17 protein-coding genes are annotated in these 23,484 nt (G+C 44.3%); all 17 read left to right on the plus strand.

What is annotated here, in order from left to right; all coding sequences use genetic code 11:
• Position 1 precedes the first annotated feature (1 nt).
• The 17 genes from ACSLUR_RS15455 to ACSLUR_RS15535 all read left to right on the plus strand — a co-directional run bounded on the left by ACSLUR_RS15455 (position 2) and on the right by ACSLUR_RS15535 (position 23,417).
• Entirely contained in the window at positions 2–1,480 is a 1,479-nt protein-coding gene (locus tag ACSLUR_RS15455) for a GumC family protein (RefSeq protein ID WP_448556040.1), read from the plus strand.
• The gene (locus ACSLUR_RS15460) at positions 1,477–2,568 is read left to right on the plus strand and encodes a glycosyltransferase (protein ID WP_448556042.1); all 1,092 of its coding nucleotides are present in this window, start codon (positions 1,477–1,479) and stop codon (positions 2,566–2,568) included. Before ACSLUR_RS15455 ends, ACSLUR_RS15460 begins: the two co-directional genes overlap by 4 nt.
• Positions 2,565–3,809, plus strand: a complete 1,245-nt coding sequence (locus tag ACSLUR_RS15465) for a glycosyltransferase family 2 protein (RefSeq protein WP_448556044.1) — start codon at positions 2,565–2,567, stop codon at positions 3,807–3,809. Before ACSLUR_RS15460 ends, ACSLUR_RS15465 begins: the two co-directional genes overlap by 4 nt.
• A gap of 86 nt (positions 3,810–3,895) precedes the next feature.
• Positions 3,896–4,537, plus strand: coding sequence for a sugar transferase (locus tag ACSLUR_RS15470; protein ID WP_448556046.1), 642 nt, complete (start codon positions 3,896–3,898; stop codon positions 4,535–4,537).
• A gap of 158 nt (positions 4,538–4,695) precedes the next feature.
• Positions 4,696–5,595: a gluconeogenesis factor YvcK family protein gene (locus ACSLUR_RS15475; protein WP_448556048.1), complete on the plus strand. Its 900-nt coding sequence runs from the start codon at positions 4,696–4,698 to the stop codon at positions 5,593–5,595.
• Positions 5,596–5,944: 349 nt separating this feature from the next.
• Positions 5,945–6,292, plus strand: coding sequence for an STAS domain-containing protein (locus ACSLUR_RS15480; protein WP_116017224.1), 348 nt, complete (start codon positions 5,945–5,947; stop codon positions 6,290–6,292).
• Position 6,293: 1 nt separating this feature from the next.
• Positions 6,294–7,238 (plus strand): OmpA family protein, encoded by a 945-nt coding sequence (locus tag ACSLUR_RS15485; RefSeq protein WP_448556051.1) that lies wholly within the window; start codon positions 6,294–6,296, stop codon positions 7,236–7,238.
• Positions 7,228–9,447 (plus strand): SLBB domain-containing protein, encoded by a 2,220-nt coding sequence (locus tag ACSLUR_RS15490; RefSeq protein WP_448556053.1) that lies wholly within the window; start codon positions 7,228–7,230, stop codon positions 9,445–9,447. Before ACSLUR_RS15485 ends, ACSLUR_RS15490 begins: the two co-directional genes overlap by 11 nt.
• A complete protein-coding gene (locus ACSLUR_RS15495; protein WP_448556055.1) occupies positions 9,448–10,197 on the plus strand; it encodes a P-loop NTPase family protein in 750 nt (249 codons plus the stop codon).
• A gap of 93 nt (positions 10,198–10,290) precedes the next feature.
• Entirely contained in the window at positions 10,291–12,828 is a 2,538-nt protein-coding gene (locus ACSLUR_RS15500) for a response regulator (protein WP_448556057.1), read from the plus strand.
• Between the two features lie 225 nt (positions 12,829–13,053).
• Positions 13,054–14,934, plus strand: coding sequence for a SpoIIE family protein phosphatase (locus ACSLUR_RS15505; protein ID WP_448556060.1), 1,881 nt, complete (start codon positions 13,054–13,056; stop codon positions 14,932–14,934).
• Between the two features lie 89 nt (positions 14,935–15,023).
• Positions 15,024–16,526 (plus strand): sigma-54-dependent transcriptional regulator, encoded by a 1,503-nt coding sequence (locus ACSLUR_RS15510; RefSeq protein ID WP_448556062.1) that lies wholly within the window; start codon positions 15,024–15,026, stop codon positions 16,524–16,526.
• Between the two features lie 239 nt (positions 16,527–16,765).
• A complete protein-coding gene (locus ACSLUR_RS15515; RefSeq protein ID WP_448556064.1) occupies positions 16,766–17,812 on the plus strand; it encodes a glycosyltransferase family 4 protein in 1,047 nt (348 codons plus the stop codon).
• Positions 17,813–17,874: 62 nt separating this feature from the next.
• Positions 17,875–19,212: a lipopolysaccharide biosynthesis protein gene (locus tag ACSLUR_RS15520; protein ID WP_448556066.1), complete on the plus strand. Its 1,338-nt coding sequence runs from the start codon at positions 17,875–17,877 to the stop codon at positions 19,210–19,212.
• Complete coding sequence (locus ACSLUR_RS15525; RefSeq protein ID WP_448556068.1) at positions 19,194–20,591, plus strand: O-antigen ligase family protein; 1,398 nt, start codon at positions 19,194–19,196, stop codon at positions 20,589–20,591. Before ACSLUR_RS15520 ends, ACSLUR_RS15525 begins: the two co-directional genes overlap by 19 nt.
• 160 nt (positions 20,592–20,751) lie before the next feature.
• A complete protein-coding gene (locus tag ACSLUR_RS15530) occupies positions 20,752–22,113 on the plus strand; it encodes a glycosyltransferase (protein WP_448556070.1) in 1,362 nt (453 codons plus the stop codon).
• A 140-nt stretch (positions 22,114–22,253) separates the two neighbouring features.
• Positions 22,254–23,417: a glycosyltransferase family 4 protein gene (locus tag ACSLUR_RS15535; RefSeq protein ID WP_448556072.1), complete on the plus strand. Its 1,164-nt coding sequence runs from the start codon at positions 22,254–22,256 to the stop codon at positions 23,415–23,417.
• Positions 23,418–23,484 lie beyond the last annotated feature (67 nt).

Below are 23,484 nucleotides of genomic sequence, written 5' to 3' on the forward strand. Positions count from 1 at the left end.
CATGAACACATCTGTCATCGTTAATATTCACCTAATCTTGGCGGCATTATGGCGTAGACGTTATCTAATTGTCGTGCCGTTAATTGTGATGCCGATACTTGCTGTTGTCATCAGTTTAATTACGCCACGCAATTGGCAAACACATACGACGATATTGGTTCAGGAAAGTGCCAAGATGAACCCATTCTTGGAAGATTTATCGGTTTCTACCGATTTAGAAAATCGCATTACGGCCCTCGACACCTTATTACACAGTCGTCATATGTTGCTGAAAGTTGGTGAAGACTTGGGCGAATTAACGAATGAATCATCGCCGCTAGCACAAGAGGAATTTGTGAAGCGAGTATCGAGTTCGTTAAGTGTTCAGCTAGTAGGTAAAGACTTGGTGAAGTTAATTTACCGTAGTCAGCAGCCAGAAAATATTGACACAACCTTGCTGGCTATTCGTCATCGTTTTCTTGAGAAGTTATTGGCGCCAGAAATCTCGGCAATCGCGGCTTCGGAAACGTTTTTAAACGAACAATTGGCAATTACCAAAGTCGACCTGCAAAGCGCGGAGTTGAGACTAGCTGAGTTTAAACAACAACATGCTGACAGTTTACCGCGTTTATATGGCAGTAATAGCAATCGCTTAGCGGAATTAATTGAGCTAATTGCAAAGCGCAAAATCGACCTGTCAGGGGCGATTGCCGCTAAGAAAACTATTCGCACACGGTTGGCACAAGTTGACCCTGTCATGAGTGAAATAGAGCAGAGCATAGTTGATACCAAAGGTGAGTTGGCCATTCTGCGCTCGCGTTACACTGATAAGCACAGCAAGGTGCAACGTGCACTGCGCAAATTAGCACAGCTGCAAGATGAGCGTGCCATTCAAAGTAAAGCGTCATACCAGCTAGACGAGCAAGCGCTAAGTCGTTTGTGGGAAGTCGCTAGCCAGATGCAGGCAGGTGATTTAGACAATCAGCAGCACCCGTTATTGGTGTCTCAATTAAAAGAATTGCAGTCAGCCGACGGCAAAGTTGAGCAAATTCGCGAAGAGCTGGTTTCTATCGAACAGCAAGCGCAACAATTGCAATCGGCGATTGCTGGCACTGGTGATATGGAGCGTCAACTGCAAGAGCTAGAGCGAGATTTAGCGGTTAAACGCTCATTGTACGATGATTTATTGTCGCGCTTTGAAAAAGCGAAAATTACTGGCGCGCTAGGGCGTTTTGAGCAACCTGAGCGCATCAAAATCATTGATGAACCTTATCAACCGTCGATTCCAAATAATTTCCCGCTCGTCATATTTTTGCTGGCCGGCGTAGTTGGTGGTTTGGCACTTGGCACAGGTATGGCACTTTTTGCAGAACTCGCAGATACCTCTATTCGCGCTAAAAGACAGCTCGAGGCATTAACTCGCGTGCCAGTGCTCACACGAATTCCTAATTTAAATATTCGAAAACAAGTTTCGCAACAACAAGCAGGAGAGTCATTATGAAGCCTACGATCGTGCATGTGGTGCAACATCTCAAACCTGGCGGCATTGAAAATTTTGCCTTGGAGTTCCAACGTGCAGCTGCGCCATTTTACGATGTTCATATCATCGCGTTAGAGCGCAGTAATAGCCAAAGCATTAAAGGCAAATACCACGGTTCAAGAAAGTTTATTCATGTTTTAAATAAACAGCCGGGCTGGCGTCCTAGCTTAGTTGGCAAAATTAAAGAGCTGTTTGCTGAGATCAAGCCCATGTATGTGCACACCCATCATATCGGACCATTAATTTACGGTGGTTTAGCCGCTCGCATGCTTGGTATTGATTGCGTAATTCACACCGAGCACGACGCCTGGCATTTAAACCAACAAAAGCGCAGGTTCCTACAAGAGCTATGTTTGAAACTAGTGCGCCCAGTACTAGTAGCGGATGCCGAGTTTGTCGCTCAGCAAGTTAAAGCCTTATTGCCGGCGGCTAAACCTTATGTGATCACTAACGGCGTTGACACCGATTACTTTAAGCCAAGTCCAAAGGCGAAATCTTTACTGAAAGAGCAAGCAGATTTACCTAGTGAGTTAAGATTTATTGGCTGTGCGGCGCGCTTAGAGCCAGTGAAGTCGCATCACTTATTAATCGATGCGCTGACGCAACTGCCACAAGATGTTGGTTTGTTAATTGCGGGTTCTGGCAGTTTAGAACAAACCCTAAAGCAGCAGGTTAAGCGTTTAAAACTAGACAATCGTGTGTTTTTCCTCGGTCACTTAGATGACATGCGCAGCTTTTACCAATTGTTAGATGTGTTTTGCCTGTCGTCGAGTAATGAGGGTTTGCCATTAGCGCCACTTGAAGCCCAGGCGTGCAATGTGCCAGTGGTACTCACCAATGTTGGCGGCTGTAAAGAAGCTATTTGCGAACGCACGGGGAAAGTTGTTGAGCCAAACAATGTGCAAAAGTTGGCAAACGCTTTAAAACAGCGACTGACCCAACCGTTACAAAAATCACCGCGTTTGTTTGTCGAGCAAAAACGCTCGATTAAATCCATGATCAAACAATATGTAGCGTTAACGCAACCAAGCCTAAGGGGAAAAGTATGAGCTATTTCACTTTTACCATGATGCTAGCAGCATTGTTCGTGTTGGCGATATTTCTGGTGATTTATCATCATGTGTTTTACCCAGTATTGCTTAGCCTATTGGCAAAGCATAAACGCTCTCCTTTGCGTGAAATTACTACTCGCCATTATGTGCAAAGTGGCGATGATAAAAGTATGCGCCGTTTTTCTATCGTGATCCCAGCGTATAACGAAGCGGCCTTTATCGCAGATAAAGTCAGGAATTTAGGCTGTTTGGATTACCCCAGCGATCGCTTTGAGCTGATTTTATTGTGTGATGGTTGCCGCGATGAAACCTATCGCTTAGCCACGGAAGCGTTAGCTGAATTAGGCTTAGAAGAGCTTGATTACCAAGTGATTAACTTTGATGTGAACCGCGGTAAGGTGGCAGTGCTTAAAGACGGCGTAAAACGCGCTAAATATGAATATATCGTGTTTTCTGATGTTTCAGCATTACTGCCAGTAAACGCTTTATTAATGCTCGATGCCAATTTTCAAGATGCCAGCGTAGGCGCAGTTTCAGGCGGTTATTGTTTTGCCAATAAAGGCTCTATTGGTGAGCAAAAGTATTGGCAATACCAGCGCCAAGTGCGCGAGCGTGAAAGCTCGGTAGCGAGTGTTATTGGCGCGCACGGTGCGTTTTATGCAATTCGCTCTGACTGTTTTGAAGATATTCCGGCCGATACCATTAACGATGATTTCTTAATCCCTATGCAGGTAATTAAACAAGGTTACCGTGTACTTTATGATTCACGCGTTTCGGCGATTGAGCTTGAGCAAGTTGAGTTGGCGCAAGATATGCAAAGACGTTTACGTATTGCGGCGGGTAACTTTCAACAAATGTTGATGCTAGCGTCGCTAATGAACCCGAAATACGGGTGGAATGCCGTGAACTTTATTTCCGGTAAAGTGCTAAGAGCGCTGATGCCTTTTATCTTGCTTTTTATATTGCTAAGCAATTTGCTACTGGTGGGGGTTTTAGGCTTGTTTGCAGACTCTAGCACCGAGCTAAATACAAATTGGCAATGGCTATTTCAGTTAACACTTGTGGGACAACTGATGCTTTATTTAGGTGTAGGCCTGCTTAATATCAGCCGGAAAGTACCAGCAAGCGGCATCATAAAAATGATTTGTTATTTAGTGAACGGTTATTGGGTCGCATTAATCGGTTCAACTAAGTACATGCTAGGTTTACAAGCCAAAGTATGGTCAAAAGTTGAGTAAACAGTCGTCACTTTCGTTAGTAACAATAGATTAGTAAAAATAGGCTCGTAAAAATTCGTAAGAGTCGAAAAACTCAGGAGTAGTATATGAACAAGCAAGTTTTTATCACCCCAGAAGTTAGTCAAGCAAAACGCGTATTTGATGTATTCGTCGCAGCCGTTGGCTTAGTGTTAAGTGCTCCATTTTTTGTGGTTATTGCCATAGCCATTAAGTTAACCAGCAAGGGGCCTGTGTTTTATCGCCAAGAACGTATTGGCGCGATTTCAACATCGGGCACCCACCATTTTGAAATGATCAAGTTTCGCACCATGCGCGTTGATGCCGAAGCAAGCACAGGTGCGGTTTGGGCGAGTGCTAACGATAACCGCTTGACGCCTGTTGGCCGATTTTTACGCAAGGTGCGTTTGGATGAGTTGCCGCAGTTTATCAACGTGCTACGCGGTGATATGTCAATTATTGGCCCGCGTCCAGAGCGTCCAGAAATTGCTAAAGAGCTGGAAGAGAACATTCCATTTTACCTAGAACGTACTTATGGTGTTATTCCTGGCATAACAGGGTTAGCGCAAGTAAATCAAGGCTATGACACTTCGCTTGCCGATGTGCGTTCAAAAATAGCGTATGACTTTGCCTATGCAATGTCGTTAACGTCAGTGGCTCGCTGGCTATACATGGATATTAAAATTATGGTGAAAACCCTGATGATTATGGTGTTAGGGAGAGGGCAGTAATACGGGTAGTAAGGAGAACAGTAAGTTAAATTGACAACAATCCCTGCAAGCGCATAAATTAAAGTTAACGACAGTTTCTGAACACTATGCCTTTTTAAGTTGACGTTAGTTAGCATTAGCGGGCTTTAGCTTTTGGGACATTATCTATATTTAATGACATGGATTTAGTTAACCTTACCTGTATCGGCGGTGGCCATGGCCTTGGTCACCTGCTCAGCGTTGTCAACACATTTGAACATTGTCACCTCACTGGCATAGTCTGTACCACAGACAATGGTGGCTCAACGGGGCGTTTACGTGAGCATAGTGAAGGCATTGCATGGGGCGATATCCGATACTGCTTGTCTAAACTCAGTGAATCAAGCTCAATAAAATCACTACTTTTTGAGTACCGATTTGACAATGCGGGTGACTTATCAGGTCACAGCTTGGGCAACCTAATGTGCAGCGCGGTGGACTCACTCTGCTTGAGGCCGACTGATAGTGTGAAGGTGATGCGAGAATTCTTGGGGATTCAAGCCGACATTCTGCCGATGTCAGATCAGGCCACCCATTTAGTTGGCTACTTGAATTGTGGCGAAGAGCTTGTCGGCGAGCTGGCAGTTGATAACAAAGCTCAATTAGGGATTGAACACTTGGCACTGCGCCCTGCTGTAAATGCCAGTGAAGAAGTACTTGCTGCAATTGCGAAAACTGATGTGCTATTGCTTGGCCCTGGCAGCTTTTATACAAGCGTTGTTCCAAGCTTGCTTGTCGCAGGTGTCGTTGAAGCCATCAATGCGAACTCAAATATTCGCCTTTATTTTATTGCCAATGTAGCGCCTGAATTTGAAATAGCGCAGGGCGAGTTGGATAACCAAATGCAGTTCTTTGAAGCGCTAGGTATTGGGCACAAAGTAATTTTTCTTATTCCTGAGCAAAGAATGGCAGAAGTCTCAACAACAACTCAAAAAATGCATGGTAAGGTTCAACCCGTTTCCGTTTCAAGCGATAGCTTAGGTAGGCACAATGCCAGTGAATTAAAACAATTGCTGGCGCCGTTACTACAAGCTCTTTAGTTGATTTTACTTCACCCCTAACTCCCCAATTATAGAATTCTACAGGCCGCTAAAATCTTGGGCCTTTTTCTTATACTGCTTTCAATGCCCACTGTTCTTGAACTTCTTGTCTAGTCTCAAGTTCCTAATTTCTAGTTACTAACTTTGAACTTTCGCGATTTGCATTCTGCAATTCAAGTTGCAGGTATTTGCAAAAACCTACATTGCCCAAAGAAGGCTTCTGTTACTAACTGTTTGTAAAATAAAGTTTATTTGTTTTGGTTCGAAGTTTGCTCTCATACAAACAAGGAAATATGAACAATAAATTTAAATCAAACAAAGTCGTATAACGCGATAAGTCGAGGTGTTTATGCTGAACGAAATTTACAACTTAAATAATGATGTCGTCATTAAGTTATTCGAAGATTTAGACGCTGATGCAGTTAAAGCAATGAAAGCTGATCTAGCCAGTTACGCCGAATTATCTTCCGATATTGTTATTGACTTGAAAGATGTCGATTTTATTGACTCGTCAGGTATTGGTGCCATCGTATTTTTATACAAGCGTATGGTTGCTAAAGGGAAGTTAGTGGCAGTAGTTGGTTTGAACGAGCAACCCAAAGAGCTGTTTAAAATGCTGATGCTAGATAAAACTATTCACTGCTTTGACAGTTTGGAGCACTACGTAACGACCGCTAGTATGTTGAAGGCGGTGTAACATGAAACACACTTTATTGTCGGCCATCGTCCTTGCTAGTTCTGCGCTTGTCTTGACTGGGTGTAGCTCATCAAACGAGCGCACGGCTGATGACAATGGCGCTACGTTAAGCCCAGATCAGTTAGTGCTGAAAGAGTATTTGCAAGCATCGCGCTTAAAAATGATGTCGCTTACAACACGACTAAGCCATCAATGCGTTGCTGGTCAGCTTGAAGTTGGCTACCGATTGCTGGACAAAACTGAACAAGAGTTCGCTGGGCAAATGTATGCAGATGCCTTTATTTCGCTTACTCAGTTAGACAGACAAGTACGCAAATTGGAATGCATTAGTCACTACATTGATGGGCGTTTCGGCTGTAGCGAGACTAATAAAGTGACGGTTCTTAGAGACTGGTATAAAGAGGGCTCTTTCGATCAATGCCAAGTCGCAAATTTGTCGGCAGACGCATATAGCCAAAAGCAAATCCAAAAACAAAGCCAAAAACAAGGACAGGCTGAAAAAGTCGATAGCAAGATCAGCGTTCAAGGATATACGGTGATCACAGAAACCTTACACGACTTTGATCAGGCCAAGTTAAAAACGATTTACTATCCAGCGTTGGAAAAACTCGTGGTACTAATGGAAAGCTTTCCTGAGTCTACGCTTGTGATTACTGGTCATGCCGATAGCCACGGCAGCACTGAATATAACCAAGCGTTGAGTTTAGCTCGAGCCGAGCAAGTGGCTAGCTACTTTATTGATGCTGGCATTGCGGCTGAAAAAGTCACCATTGAAGCGGTTGGTGAAATGGCGCCTAGGGTAGGCGAAGTTAACCAAACGCAACAAGTCTTCAATCGCTATACAAAAATATCATTACGCTTGGCACTGCCAAGTCAGGCAGCTACTCAACAGTTTAAGAGCAATCAGCTGATAGCAGTTAACGGCAAGGAGAGTCATGATGAATAAGCAGTTTTTTCTATCTTGTTTAATTTTGAATGTGAATAGCATCGCTAGAAACTGGTTAGCATTTGCTTTGCTAGCACTCACTTGGTTAGCGCTAGCAACCTCGTTCATTGCGTCATCATCTACCTCAGCGCAGGAGCAACAGGTACAGGAACAAGTAGTACAGAAGCAAGTGATATTGCGTGCTGGTGATATTGTTCAGTTAAACCTGCCGGGTGAGGCTGATTTTGAAAAGCACTTTCAAATTAACCAAGAAGGTTTGCTGATGCTGCCTGAGATTGGACAAGTCACCTTGGGCGGCATGCCGCTAGCAGCAGCAAGCTTGCATGTTAAGGCATTGCTCGCTGAGCAATATCGTGCGATTGATGATTTTGACCTTGTGCTAATTGAGCGCCGCTTACCTGTGCGGGTACTGGGGTTTGTGAAAGAGCCGGGGATGATTGACTTACCTGCAGACGGTAATGTGCAACTTGCACTGCAACAAGCAGGGGGGCCAAGTGCCGGTGCTCAACTCGATAAAATTCAGTTAAATCGCGCCGGTGAAGTCACTGCTTTTGATTATAAAAAATATTTAGATACGGGTGATTTCGCGATTTTGCCTGAGCTACAACCGCTAGATGTGATCTTTGTGCCAGCCTCTCCGCTAATTGGCAATGTGCAAATGGACTTTGATGCTGCAACCTTATCAGCCAGTGGTGACGGTGCTGAAGCGGGGACTGCAATTAAAGTATTTGGCGAAGTGTTAAAGCCGGGCGTGTTTTCCTACAAAGTAGGTAACACGGTTGTTGATATGCTGATGCGAGCTGGCGGTGTTACTCGTTATGCGGGTGTTGAACATATTCGCGTGATTAACCAAGGTATTCCTCAGCTATTTGATTTAAAACACTACCTTGATACTGGTGATGCCACTAGCATGCCGACCATTACAGCAGGCTCTACTCTATTTGTACCTATCCAAGAAGAAGAGATTAAAACGGGCTTGCGTACTATTTATGTGATGGGCGAAGTGTTTAAGCCCGGCGCATATGAAGCACCTGATGGTACTGCCTTTTTTGATATTTTAGCCAATGCTGGTGGTCCAACACGTTTTGCTGAAACGCGCCAAGTACGCATTATCCGCTCATCTGGACAAGTTGATGCCTTTGACTTGCAAGCTTACACCGAGGGCTTAGCCGCACGCCAAATTCCTGAAATTTCACCGGGTGACGCGATATTTGTTCCAGAAAAAACCGATATGAATGAGAAGTCATGGTTAAAGATTTCGCCAGATCGTGCTATTCGCGTGATTGGTGCAGTAATTAAACCGGGTCGATACGAATGGGGTGATGAAATGTCATTTCTTGATATTTTGGCGCACGCCGGTGGCCCAACGCAAGATGCAGATATTTCGCAAATCAAGGTACTAAAAAACGGCCAAGCAAGTCGAGAAAAACCTTTTGATTTAGCAGCTTTTATTACTGATGGTGGTGACTTTTCATTACTGCCACAAGTGTCTGCGGGCGACACGATTATCGTGCCGGAAAAACCAAGAGACGTGATTGATAACAAAGCGCGTTGGTTGCGCCAGTCTCAAGAAAGTTCGATTTACGTATTTGGTCAAGTGGGTCAACCAGGCCGTTATGCCTTCGACAACAAACTGCACTTTCTAGATATTTTGTCGGCTGCCGATGGCCCGAATCAATTTGCGGATATTCATGCGATTAAAGTAACACACCGCAATGGTTACACCAGTAAAGTGACAACGGTAGATTTAGGTCTGTACTTTGAAACAGGTGACGAAACCTTGCTGCCACTGGTTCGTGCAGGCGATACTATTTATGTGCCGCAGCGCGACAAAGCTTGGTTAGATCAGAAAAAGGAACAAACGGTGCGCATTATTGGCGCGGTTGCTAAGCCTGGTCGATACACCTTTAACGAAGCCATGACCATTTTAGATTTGTTGGCGGAAGCTGGCGGGCCAACCGATAAAGCGCATTTGACAGACATTATGGTGGTTAATATTTCAACCGCTAAGGCAAGTGAAAATCAGAGCCAGCGTTTTGATTTAAAGACCTTTGTTAAACGCCCTGATTTTACCAAATTGCCATTGGTACGCAGTGGTGACACTGTTTATGTACCAGATATCAATAACAGTGACTGGAATGTGTTTGTGTCAAACGTGAAGGATATGGTTAGTGTTGTCTCACTTGTTGCCATCACAGGAGGGTTTTAGATGATTACTTTACCAAGTCATTATGCCGAAGTAGAGGCGGTTTATAGCCAAACCTTGGGTGCTAACTATCGCACCATTGCTATCACCTCGGCAGCGCCGGGTGAAGGCAAATCGACGCTCGCAGAAGCTTTGGTGAAACGAGCTCAGGCTTCAGATAAAAAGGTGCTTTTGGTCGAGCTCAATACGTTTAACCCCGTGTTAAAAGCGCGACTTCAAGAGGCGGTTAACGCGCCAATGCCAACACAAAAGTCAACATCACAAGTTGCACAAAACCAAGTCGCTCAAAGCCAAATTGGTGCAGGCATTATCAACTTAAACGAGCAAGGGTATAGCGTTCTGCCGGTCAGCAATGATGCGATGACCATCAAAAAATATCGCGAAGCGAGTTTGCTGATTGAGGCTATCAATCAATGGTTAAGTGAATTCGATTGCATTGTTTTTGATACGGCATCATTGGCGATGCTTAATCAACACAATATTCCCGCCTGTACGGTTTGCCAAGTATGTGATGGTGCCATTATGGTAGTAGAGGCTGGTAAAACTCCTGCTAATCTAATAGAAGAAGGGATTGAAAAACTGGTGGCAAAACAAGTTAATATTGTTGGCACTGTGGTCAATGACAAATCAAATCCGTCATTGCTTGATGAAATGATCCGCGAGAGTCACAAACTTGATGCTTGGCTGCCTAAAATGATGAGCAAGTTAAGAGCAAAACTGGCAAATGTTGTGATGCTCAATGTCGCGGTGTAATGTAAAAATATTGACTGAGTTGGGTACAGCCATATGCCGGAAAGCAAGGTGCAAAAACCATCAATTTAACAGTGGTAAGTAAAGGGAGATCATATGACGTTAATTGATCGCAATTCTTATTTGGCTAATCAAAACGAAGCAGATAGCCAAAGCGCTATGGCAGATCGAAACAGTGCGCAAATTAGCCCAGGTGTTGCTGACTCGCTAGCAACTGATAGCCAAAGTCAGGGCCAGAGCGAAAATGACAGCGCCGCGCCAGTAAGTATTTTATTTGTTGATGATGAACAAGCCATTCTAGCGGCAATAAAACGTTTAACTCGAAAAATTCCTGCCCATTTTGAATTTGTCACCAGCCCACTGCAAGCCTTAGCAATTATTGCGCAAAAGAACATTGATATTATTGTATCTGATATGCGCATGCCGGAAATGGATGGTGTCACTTTTTTATCGGAAGTGGCAACCAATTACCCTGAAACTATTCGTATTATGTTAACCGGTAATGCCGACTCTGACTTGGTTATGTCGGCGATTAATAAGGGGCGGATTTGGAGTTTTATTGAAAAACCGTGGGACAGCGAACAGCTGATTCTGACGCTGCAACAAGCTATTCAAACCCGTAATTTAATGCGCAGTCGTGTAAACCATTTATATCATGAATTAGAGCAGGCGAAACTGGCGGCAGACTCTGGCTCGCAAGAGAAAAGCAACTTCCTCGCAGTGATGAGCCATGAAATTCGCACACCAATGAATGCCATGTTGGGTTCGATGGAGCTATTAACCAGTACGCAACTTGACGACCAGCAGCGTCAATTACTTCACAATGCGTTAACGGCAGGTGAGTCATTATCAACCTTGGTTAACGACATCCTCGATTTCTCTAAAATTGAAGCAGGTAAGCTACAACTATCGCCTCACACATTTAACACGCTGGATTTGATGGATGACTTGCACAGTTTGTTTATTGAACGTGCAAAAGCCAAAGATATTGGCTTAATGTTTTGTTTATCACCGCAGCTTTCCAGCGAGTTGTTGCTAGATGAGCAAAGGGTGAAACAGATACTGATCAATTTGATTGCCAATGCCATTAAATTTACCCAGCATGGCGGTGTTGAAGTGAGCGTTTATGGCAACGATACCGTGCTGCATTTTGAAGTCAAAGACACTGGTGTTGGGATCAAAAATGAAGACATTGCTAAGCTCTTTAACAAGTTTGTTCAGGCAGACTCTTCCTACAAACGTCAATTTGAAGGGACGGGGCTAGGTTTAGCTATTACCAAACAGCTTGCTGAATTAATGGGCGGTGAAGTTAGAGTTGGCTCGAAAGAAGGTGAGGGAAGTACGTTTTTAGTGGCGATACCACATTGCCACTTTACTGCGCCCATTGTTACGAGCAATGTTACGAGCAATGTTGAAGGCGAATCGATTACCCCGAAAAAAATGGCGTTTGTTAATTTTGCCCCTTTCTATGAAGTATCCATAAAAAAACAACTGCACTTATGGCAATGCCAAGTAGACTTTATTCGCGACTCCAGTGATAGCTGCCAAGTCATTAATTTGCATGATGAAACCGGCTCTGATGATGTTTTGCTCGTCAACGAAGGGGAAAATCGCTGGTTAGCGCCACCCAGTGAATTAATGGCGTTAGTACTAGGTGAAAAAGCAGTGCAAGCAGCTTCGAAAATTAAAGCAGCGCAAGAAGCGTCAGAAGTTAACGCCCAGCAGCATCAGTTAACGGGTAATGGCGAACGAATTTTAGTGGTAGAAGATAGCCTACCAAACCAGCTGGTGATCACCACCATGCTTGAGCGTGCTGGCTATCACATTGATATTGCTAATAATGGCGCTGAAGCGGTTAAGCAGGTTGAGTGTGAAAGTTATCAACTAGTCTTGATGGATTTGTCGATGCCGGTTATGGATGGCGCGCAAGCATGTCGAATCATTCGCAGTAAGTCTCGGCAATTCAGACACTTACCCATTTGGGCAATGACCGCTAATGTCACCAAAGATGATATGCAGCATTGTTTTGCTGCTGGGATGAATGAGTTTATTGAAAAGCCGATAGATCGCGAGCACTTGCTGCTAAAAATCTACAGCTATTTTGAACAAGTACGCCAACAAGAAGCGCTAGCAAGCAATGTTTCTTCCAACAAAGCACAAAAACAGCCGATAGTATCAGCACCCGCTAATCAAGCCAGCCAAGCAAGCCAAGCGAGCTCAACATTGAGTCGCGAACCACAAGTCTCTGAAAAAACACCATCACAGCCGTTAATCGAAAAAGCGGTAATTGACCAGTTGCTATGTGATACCGGAGCGGAAATATTCAATAAAGTGCTGCATCTTTTTGTTGATGAAACTCGTCGTCGTGTTGATGTAATTCAGCAAGCAAAAACAGAAACGGATGCCAGTCAAATTGAAAAAGAGGCCCATGCGATAAAAAGCAGTGCGGCGAGTGTTGGCGCTATTGGCCTAGGGCAATTGGCGAAGCAATTAGAGCATGTCTGTCAACGGCAACCGAGTGATGGCAGCTTGTCTGATGCCACTATCGAGCTGATAGCGCAGCTTGCTAAGCTATCAGCGCAGGTATTAGCGGTACTTGAGCGAGATTACTTGATTGCTGATTCTAACGGCTAATTCGGGCAGCTATTTCTGACCGCTAGCTCTGACCGGTAGCTCTGACAGTTAATAAGCGGCCAAAACATATGCTTGTCATAAACTGCGAATACAAATAGCCTATAGAGTGTTTAAAAGGACTTTAAATACAGATAGCTTATTTTCTCGTTGAGTGATCAAACAATTATTCAACTCGGTATAACCATAGGCTAAAAAGTATGACATACATGGAGTTGGTAGCAAAATATGATGGATACCTTATTACTAACGTTAACTCGACCAGCATCGTTGAATGAAATTAAAACCATTCGAGATGCGGCAACGAATGTACTAACAAAATGTGGCGTTGACAGTGCTGAAGTCAATAAAGCAAAGTTGGTGATCTCGGAGTGGGCAACCAACATTGTAAAACACGCCATTGAGCCCGCAACATTTATTCACTTAATGGTTTCTCAAGCCAAATTACTACCCCTTGGTCGTGGCTGTAGCGATGGCGACGACGAAGCGAGTAGCCAGCGCATCACTATTAGCCTTCAAGATAATAGTAGTTATTTTGACGAGTTTAATCAGCGTCAAATGTGGGTTAATGACTTAGATAAAAGTAATCCAACCATCCTATCAGAAGATGGCGAGGCTAGCGCTAACACTCAACAGGCTTCGCTTAGCTTTGGCGAATCCGGTATGGGGCTTGGTATCATTTTTAACTTGTTTGCTGATTGCAAATATCAGCGAAGGCTCAGGGCGGGCGCACAAACTTTCTCGAAGCTGCCTACTCAAGATTATGGTGATAACGCACCAGAAGTAAATCGCTTTAGTTTCTCACTTCAGTATCAAACACGTTCGCAAGCAAATGTGCGTATTGCCGTGGTGGAAGATGAGCCGATGATGCGAGAATTGATCAAAGGTTATTTACCTAGCCATTATGAAGTCACTGTTTTTAACGATGGCTTAGCGTTTTTAGAGCACGTTGAACAAATTAACATTACGGATGTCAATCAGCTGTCGTCAGAGCAGCCTGCGCAGCATTCTAGGCCGCATTCTAGGCCACAGAGTGGGGTTTATGACTTAGTTATCTCTGATATTTCGATGCCAAATCTTGATGGTTTAAACCTAAAAAAACGCCTAGCAGCCGACCCTAAACTTTCGCATATTCCCTTTATTTTTTTGACAGCACAAGATGACTTCGACGTGGAAATGCAAGCTAACCACTTAGGTATCGATAATTACTTGATAAAGCCTGTGCAGAAAGAAAAACTGCGCCTATCGGTAGAGCGGGCGTTGATACGTCATCAGCAATTGGAAGCAGAAAAAACTGCGCGGCTTAACCGCTCGCTTGATAACACGCTTAATCAAGCATTAAAGCCTGAGGTTAGTGACAGTATATGCGGCTATCAAATACATGCTCGTTCATTTTCGCCAAAGACAGGCGGTGGAGATTTTATTTATCAGCAAGCGATAGGTGATAAAACTCTGCTAATACTGGCTGATGTTATGGGGCACGATGCGCAGGCAAAGCTGTTTGCCCATAGCTTTAGTGGTTTTTTCTCTGGCTTTCTTTCGGGGTTATCACTGAATACGCAGCAATTTCCTCAAGCAAAGTGTCTTGACTTAACGGCGATGATGACTGCCTTATCCAATAAGTTGTTTGAAGATGAGTTACTCAGTTGCAGTATGTTTACTTATCTGGCGCTGCTAATTGATGAGCAAGGAGTGGAAATTGCCAGTGCCGGTCACCCACAGCCACTTTTGCTGACTGCTTCATCAAACGCCGATATGCCAATTTACGAAGTGCTTAATGTGCAAGGGGCACTTGCTGGTGTGTGCCTAGGTCTTGAATATCAATCAACCTACTTATCAATGCAGCCAGGCCAACAGCTTTTGTTGTTTACCGATGGGCTAACCGATTGCTTACCAAACGACATGAAACCAAACGCTTATTTTGACCAGTTGCTGAGTTTGAAGAGTGCTTACCAGTGTCATTCAGAAGGGGCATTTTTACCAGAGCCTGAAATAGCGAGTAAGCACTGTAGTGCACAGGCTTTTATTGAGTTGAGCTTTGAGCATTTTTTAACACTTTGTCCAAAACCTAATGATGACGTAACTTTATTGCTGTTAACTAAGTCCTAGTTGAGCTGTTAACATAAGCCTTAGACTTAAATATTTATGGTGTTTATTCGTTAGCTGTCATAGAGTTATACAGAGCACCTTGCCAAGGAATGAAGTCTGTGACGGAAAAAACACAAATCCTACTGCTTGAAGACAGTCCTACATTATCCGCGATTTACGCTGGTTTTCTTTCAAAAGAGCCTTATGACTTGCTCATGGCTGGCAATGGTCAGGCTGCGCTAGACATTATTAATACCCAGTGCCCACGTATCTTGCTCTTAGACTTAAACCTGCCTGACATGTCTGGCATGGATATTTTAAAGTATATTCACAAGCAAAAATTGCCGATTGTGGTGGTGATCTTAACCGCTCATGGCTCGGTAGACATTGCTGTAGATGCGATGAGGTACGGGGCCTTCGACTTTATTAGCAAGCCAGTTGAACCCAAGCGTTTATTGATCACCTTGCGCAACGCCATCAAAAATCAGCAAATGAGCCAGATTATTGATGAATATCGTGAATTAGACCGACAAGACTTCTGTGGTTTTATTGGCTCATCAATGGCTATGCAAGGGGTGTATCGTATTCTTGAAAGTGCAGCGCCTAGCAATGCAACTGTCTTTATTACGGGTGAAAGCGGCACAGGTAAAGAACTGTGCGCTGAAGCGGTTCACCAACTCAGTGCCCGTAAAGACAAACCTTTTGTTGCCTTAAACTGCGCGGCTATTCCCAAAGACTTGATGGAAAGTGAAATTTTCGGCCACGTTAAAGGCGCGTTTACCGGCGCTTCTAGTGAACGCAAGGGCGCAGCTGCTCTAGCTGATGGCGGTACTTTGTTTCTTGATGAGTTGTGTGAAATGGACTTGGATTTACAAAGCAAAATTTTGCGATTTATTCAGTCTGGCACTTTTCAAAAAGTTGGCTCAAGTAAGCAAGAAAAAGTGGATGTACGCTTTGTTTGTGCGACTAATCGAGAACCGTTAAAAGAAGTGCAAGAAGGGCGTTTTCGTGAAGACTTGTATTACCGCTTACACGTTATTCCTGTCGTTTTACCTGCACTTCGTGAGCGCGGCAATGATATTTTGCAAATCGCGAAAAAGTTACTGCAATCGATTAGCAATGAAGAAGGCAAAGCGTTTAACCGCTTTGCCGCAGATGCTGAGCATGTCTTTTTATCTTATGGCTGGCCGGGCAATGTCCGCGAATTGGAAAATGTGATCCGCAACCTGGTGGTACTAAATAATGCTGAAGCGGTGACTGCTGACATGCTGCCCGCCCCACTCAACCAATTTTCATCAAGCACTAACCAGCCTGCAACTAGCTTTACTCAGTCGGTCACACCTGTTGCTGAAGCAGCTATGTCTGATAATTCAGAACAAACTGCAGTTAATATGCTAGCAGGTAATTTAGAAGATAAGTCAGGCAATAGCTCAGAGACTAGCTTACTTGATAGCGCAGACGGCAGTTCAAGCATTATGCCGCTATGGTTAGTGGAAAAGCAGGCAATAGAGCAAGCCATTGCTGCATGTGACGGGAATATACCAAAAGCGGCGGCCTTGCTTGATGTCAGCCCATCAACAATTTACCGAAAAAAACAGTCTTGGGATGAGTAGTTACTTCCTATCAAGTGATCAACACTCCACTAGCTCGTTTCACCGCTACCTGAGGATATTTAAGCTTATTAGCAAGCTGCAAATATCCTCTTATTTCTCAACAAATATAGCATTGCAGTTTGCGAATACCTTCCTACATTAAAAGCTTAACTGATTGTAAAATAATATAAAAATAGATTGGCGCATATTGTGCTGATATTCACCTTAAACAGCTCGGATGCAACATAAGGTGATTATCAATGAGTCGTTCTTCGCTAAATATTGTTCTGTTAGTCGATAGCCGCAGTTTTGGTGGTATCGAAAGTCATATCGCTAACTTAGCCTTGGGGTTAGAGCAAGCGAGTCATAAAGTCTTAATTATTTTGATGGCGAATTATGGGGAACATCCCGTGTTTGATGTTGACCCCAAATTGCGCACGAAAACCATTAAGTTGAGTGGCGGTGCGGTAGAGCTTTACCAAGCATTAAGTAGACTCTCCATTGACGTTGTTCATACCCACGGTTACAAGGCGGGTATTATTGGTCGCTTTATTTGTCGTATGTTGGATAAGGCGGTGGTATCGACGTTTCATGCGGGCGAGCGTGGCACGTTAAAAATCCGCTTTTATCGTTGGTTAGATCGCATTAGTGCCAAAGGTACTCAATGCATCAGTGTGTCTCAACCCATTGCTGATGAGTTGGGAGTGAGTAGCGATGTAATTCAAAACTTCGTTGAACCTGCACCTCTCAAAACCGTGTCATTTCGCTGCAATCAACTGGCCTTTGTCGGGCGCTTTAGCCATGAGAAAGGCCCAGATCATTTCTTACGAGTGGCTGAAGCCATGCCGGAACATATTTTTTCAATGTACGGCGCAGGACCACTGTTTTCATCTCTTGATAAAAGTAAACCGCTGAATATGTGCTTGTTGGGGCAGGTACCGTCGATGCTGCCGCATTGGCAAGAGATTAAAGTGCTTTGCATTACAAGCCGAGCAGAGGGTTTACCTTTGGTTGCGCTAGAAGCGATGGCACACGGTATTCCTGTCGTCAGCTATGCCGTGGGCGGCTTACCCAGCTTGATTGACCACGGAGTTAATGGCTGGTTGGTTGATGAACACCAGCCTGCAAGGTTTATCGAAACGCTACAGCAAGTCGTGACACTAAGCTCAAGTCGTTTCAAGTTGATAGGTCAAAATGCGCGCAAAACGATTCTCGATAGGTTTTCAACGACAGCTGTGGTGCCGCAAATTGAAACGGTTTATCGCCAAGCACTGAGCCATGAAGTTTTGGCTCAGCCAGTGAAGTAATCAGCAGCACTGAGCTGTATCACTAATTTGGATCACCAATTTGGTTGGTAGGAGTTGTTGCTATGTTATCTCGACAAATGAAAAGTTTACTCAGCGATTCAGCCCTTTATGGCTTAGCTATTTTTTTAATGAAGGGGATTTCATTATTAATGCTGCCTGTTTATACCCATTATTTATCAACGGCAGATTATGGGCGCTTAGAAGTCTTGGTGGTATTCGCCAACGTTTTTTCGATTTTTCTGGGCTTTGGTTTAGTTGAGGCGTTATATCGTTTTGTCGGCTTGGCTAAAAGTGAAGCTACAAGGCGACTGCACGCCGGTGAATGTTTGTTGTTGGCGATGTTTGTCGGTGGCGGAGCCTATTTAGTTTTCCATTTTTTCAGCCCGCAATTGGCAACCTTATTACCTGATCAAATTCAGGGTGAAGAAGTTTACTTACTCGGTGTTGCGCTGGCGCTTGGTGGCATTATTAATGTGCCACTGGCATGGCTGCGAATTACTCATCGTGCTCGCCTGTTTTTTTCAGTCACTATGGTAAAAGTCGTGATTCAAGTTGGACTTTCCTTCTATTGGTTGGCTGAGGGCTGGGGGGTAAAGAGTATTTTAGCTTCTGGCGCGGTATCTTCAGTCGTGGTTGCCATTTGGCTAAGTGTGATTCAAATAAAAGAAACTGGGTTGTCGGTAAGTACTAAGCACTTACTCGCTATTTGTAACTACGGTTGGCCGATTTTCATTGGTGGCGTAGCTACCTTTGCGCTTTCAGGTATGGATCGTTGGTTGTTAGCAGCGCATTTCAGTGCTGCTGATATTGCAACCTATGCTATCGCCATAAAATTCGCGCTGGTGCCGACTTTACTGATTCAGCCATTTACCTTGTGGTGGTACCCAAAACGTTTTAGCGTGCTAAAAGCAGACGATGGCAAAGCGGTGAATGCGCGCTTTGCCATGTTAGGCGCTGTACTAGCGGTATTAACGTGCGGCCTCTTAGGGCTAGTAGGACCAAACCTTATTCGCTGGTTAACCCCTAGCGACTATCATGGGGCAGCGTTGATATTACCTTGGTTATTGCTTTGTACGGCACTTAAGCTTGTTGCTGAACTACTTAACCTTGGGTGTTACATCGACGCAGACAGCCAGCGACAAATGTATATAAACTTGATTGCTTCTGCTGTGGGAGCAGTGCTGTTAGTGCTGCTTGTTCCTGACTTTTTCATTAATGGTGCGCTGGCGGCCTTAGTAATTGCCTACACAGTGCGCGTACTACTGTTTTATTGCTGGAGCCAACGTCGCTTGGCGTTACCGTATCAATTTGCCTATTTAAATCTGGCTGTCGCTGGTGCGTTTTTAGCAAACTTTGTTGGTCAATTTATTGAGGTATCGCCATGGTTTGGCCTGTTTTAAGTACCTCGCTTTACGGCTTTTTCTTTGTCTTAGCTGGCGCTGCGCTGTACTTTTTTCCGCACCCTGTTTTGTTGGTAGCTATAGGCTTAGTGCCGTTTGTTATCTGGGGTGTTGTGCGCTTTTCATTCTACGTGGTGCTTGGCTTTGTGGTGTGTTCGTTTTTTCGAATTCACGAAGTTTTTCCGATGCTGTCGCCACTTAAATTGCCGCAGTTATTCGCGCTCGGTGCTTTGATGGTGATTTTTCTGCGCTTGGCCATTATTCAAAACTTAGCGCCGTATTGGTGCCGCCAATTTACTTACCTGATGGCGTTTTTTGGTTTGGTCACGGTTGCGTTGCCATTCTCGGCCAACGTTGGGGTCGCAATGAATTCATGGTCAGGCACTTACAGCAAAATTATTCTTATGACCTTTGTCATCGCCTGGATGATGCGAGCTGAGTCTCATTTTGTTAATGCTTGTCGAATCTACTTGTTAGCAGGGACCTGTGTTGCTGTCGTTGCATTGATGAACAAAGCTAATGGCGTTGGTTTGGTTGAAGGAACACGCGTTACCATTGGGCGCGATATCGGCTCTTTATTGGGTGACCCTAACGATCTTGCGTTGGTATTGCTTTATCCCATGGCGTTTGCGATTGGTGCAGCGCTTGAAAAAGGTTTATCTCGATTTGAACGCTTATTCGGGGCAGTAATCTTTATCGTACTGGTGTTCGCATTACTGGCCACACAAAGTCGTGGCGGCCTATTGGGCATGGTCTCCGTTGTTGGCTTGTTTGCCTACCAAAGAGTGAAGTCAAAAGTCTTACTGTTTAGTGGTGGAGGGCTGGCGCTAATTGTTTTATTTGCTGTCGCTGGTATTAGCGAACGTTCGTCTGGTGGTGCGGCAGAAGAGGGTATAGATGAGTCTGCGATGGGGCGCCTTTACGCTTGGCAAGCGGCGTGGAATATGGCGTTGGACAATCCCATTGCCGGGGTTGGTATAAGTAATTTTTATTTTAATTACTTTTTCTATAGTGCTCATTGGGATGGTCTAAACCATGCGGTACATTCTACTTGGTTCGGCGTGTTGGCAGAAACTGGCTTTGGCGGCTTGATTTTGTTCATCTGCTTAATTGTGTCTACTTTTCGGGTGAGTTGGCGCTTAGTTAATGATCCACGTAGAGCGCTGTTGGCACCTATGATCCGTGTGGTTGTTTGTGCTGCACCTGCCGGTATCGCAGGGTTTGTTATCTCAGGTACCTTCCTAACGCAAGGCTTTATCTGGCCGATATACCTGCAAGTGGCTTTGGTTATTGCCCTCAATAAATTTACTGAGCAGTTTTTTGCAAACTGCAGTGACAAGCCCACTCACCCCTACATGCAAGTTGCAAATCGCAAATAAGCGGTTGTGTTGGTATTCAAATAATCTTTCCAAAATTAATAATTATTTAATTATTACAGGTGCTTAGTCGATGATTTAAACACTTGGTCTGCCATTTGCTCAATGTTAATAAGCAAACGCCCTTACGGGCGCATAACGTATATCAGTTGTTGAGGTAGTTATGGTTCAAGTGATTAGCGAATACAGTAACAAAGCAAATGTTGAATGTGATCGTCAGGTGACGAGAGTACTTTACGTGCATTTTGGTGACAACTGGCTACGAGGCAGTGAAATTGTATTACTTGATATGATCAGCAGCGCTCAACAACAGGGTTATCAACCTGTGCTTTGGTGTAATAGCCAATTACTGGCTGATGAAGCTAAACAGCTAGGCATTGAAGTGATTTGCCAGCCAATGGTTTGTATTGGTTATTGGTTCAAACCAAGGTGGCAGTTTGGATCGTTTATTCGCCAACTAATAACGGCTAGAAAATTGATTAAACGCTATGGTATTCAGCTAGTGCATTGTAACAACGGCGCACCCTGTCAATGGCTCTCGTTAGCTTGTAAATACCTAAAGGTGCCTTTGCTACTGCATTTACATGCCCGTTATCAGTATTTTGATCGCCTGGCACTTGGTTTTGCTGGCGCCGATTTTACGGTTGGGGTTAGCCATTCAGTGACCGAGGTTTTTCGTCAGGCTGAGCCCAATCAAAAATCCTGCTCTGTTATTTATAACGGTATTGAGCAACAACGTGCGGTTTCTGAACAACCTACCGACTTACGCTCATTATTAGGCGCAACGGACAAAGACACTGTGATGCTCTATGTTGGCTCGTTAATCGCACGTAAAGGGCTAGCAACGCTAATTTCGGCTATTGCTCAAGTTTCTTCTCAAAGCTCTTTTCAAGTTAAGGCACAAGCATCGCGTCAAGTGATGTCGGGAGCGCCAAGCCAGCCACAAGTTAAAATTGCCATCGTCGGTGAAGGCGAAGAAAAGCATCGCTTGATGATGCAAGTTGAGTCGCTAGGACTCAGTGAGCAAGTCTTCTTTTTAGGGGAGCAGCAAGATGTTGCAGCGCTTTATTCAAGCAATGTCGACTGTTTTGTTTCTGTGCCTAGTGAGGAAGTATTTGGTTTAACACTGGCAGAAGCGAGTCTTGCTAATTTACCTGTCATCACCACAGATGTGCCAGGTGTCAACGAAATCTACCAAGACAGTGTTAATGCTCGCTTAGTGCCTGCTGGCAATATCAAAGCCTTAGCTGAAGCGATTAGCGAATATACCCGCCATCCATCAAGGTTTAAGGGTTTTGCGAATGCGGCGCAGCGCCATATTGCTCAATCATTTAGCTGCCAGCACCAATTCCAACAATTCGACGCTTGTTATCAAGCAACTGTTGCTAGGGGCAGCCAAAAAAGCTTCACGTGGTTTGTGGGTTATCAATTGTCACAAGTAAGTAATGCATTGTTGGCGAAAATGAGTTGCAAAATTTCTCAAGGGCTCAAGCAGCTTGGTGTGCGTCAAGTGGCAGCCAAGTAATCGCTCAGGCAGAAAGTAAGCGGATAGCTAGAGAGTATTGACCTCAGTCGATAAGTAACTCAGTAAATAAGCAATTTAGTAGATAAGCATAGTCGTCATTGATACGCCTTAGGGCGCATCAGGGCGTGTTGGAGGTTGTCATGGCAAAACGAATTTTAGTATTTGATCCAGTCGCCTATTTTGGTGGTTCGAAGCAAGTGGCGAAAAGGCTCGTAGCCCAATTACCTCGCGATATTGAAGTTTGGGTTGCCACTAATGATGTTGCTACGTGGCAAGATGAAGCTGTGTATTGTTATCCGCTATCGACACCGGCAGGCTTACGCGACAAAAAATATGGCCTGGCGTTTTATCTCAAACATCTCTGTTACGCCTTGCAATTATTGCGATTAAACAAAGAAGCGGGTGGCTTTGCTCGTATTGTTGGGCTTTCTGGTCCAACGGTTGATTTCGCGCTGGCTATTTTACAGTTTTGTAAACGTTCCACCTTAATTCAGCTCGTTCAAGGACCTATTCCTGATTCAAGATCGGCGGGCTTTGGGCTTTCAAGAGCCGCGCGAATTTTCTCGCTTACAACGGCGGTACCGTCAGTAAAACGAGCGCTTAGGCGATTTCTCACTAGTTTTTCGTTTGCGAGCAGTCGAGAGCCAGCAACAATGGTCGAGCAATTTACTAACGCGATTGACCAAGGTGAAATTAAAGTTCATCGCGAATGTAGAAGCAACGGAAAAGACAAACAGGCTAAAAACAATGGTAAGCAACAAGGTGTCGAAATTTTATGGAGCGCCTCGTTGATCAAATGGAAGCGATTAGATGTGCTGCTAGAGGCACTGAAGATACTGCGTAAAACCTATGGGCTAACCGAATTTACCGTCAATGTTTGTTACATCAAACCACCTATAAGTGAATCGAGCTGTGTTGATATTGATAGCTTGAGCAGGGAGTTACCATCAAATGTCAGGCTGTTTGAACAACCAGAAAATTTAGCTCAGTTGCGTGCCCGTTCCAGTATTTTTGTTTCTACTTCTGAGCAGGAGCCTTTTGGCTTAGCAATTTTAGAGGCGCTAGCAGCAAAACTGGCAGTGGTCGTGCCAAGTGACGGTGCTTATTGGGATAGAGTGCTTGAAGACGGTAAAGACTGTGCCAAATATCAAGCATTATCACCACTTGAATTGGCGCAATGCTTGGCAAGGCTTATTCACAACCCGAAACGCTGTCGTCGTATCGCGGCAAAAGGCAAAGCGATAAGTAAGCAGTATCGAGCAGCAAGCTGTTATTCGCAAATCACAAAAGCACTTTCAATTTAATAAGTTTCCAGCTTGCAATCTGCAATTAGCTTTTCTTTTTTTAATTAAGTTGCTGTTATTTATGGCT

It is taken from the genome of Thalassotalea montiporae (assembly GCF_053485855.1).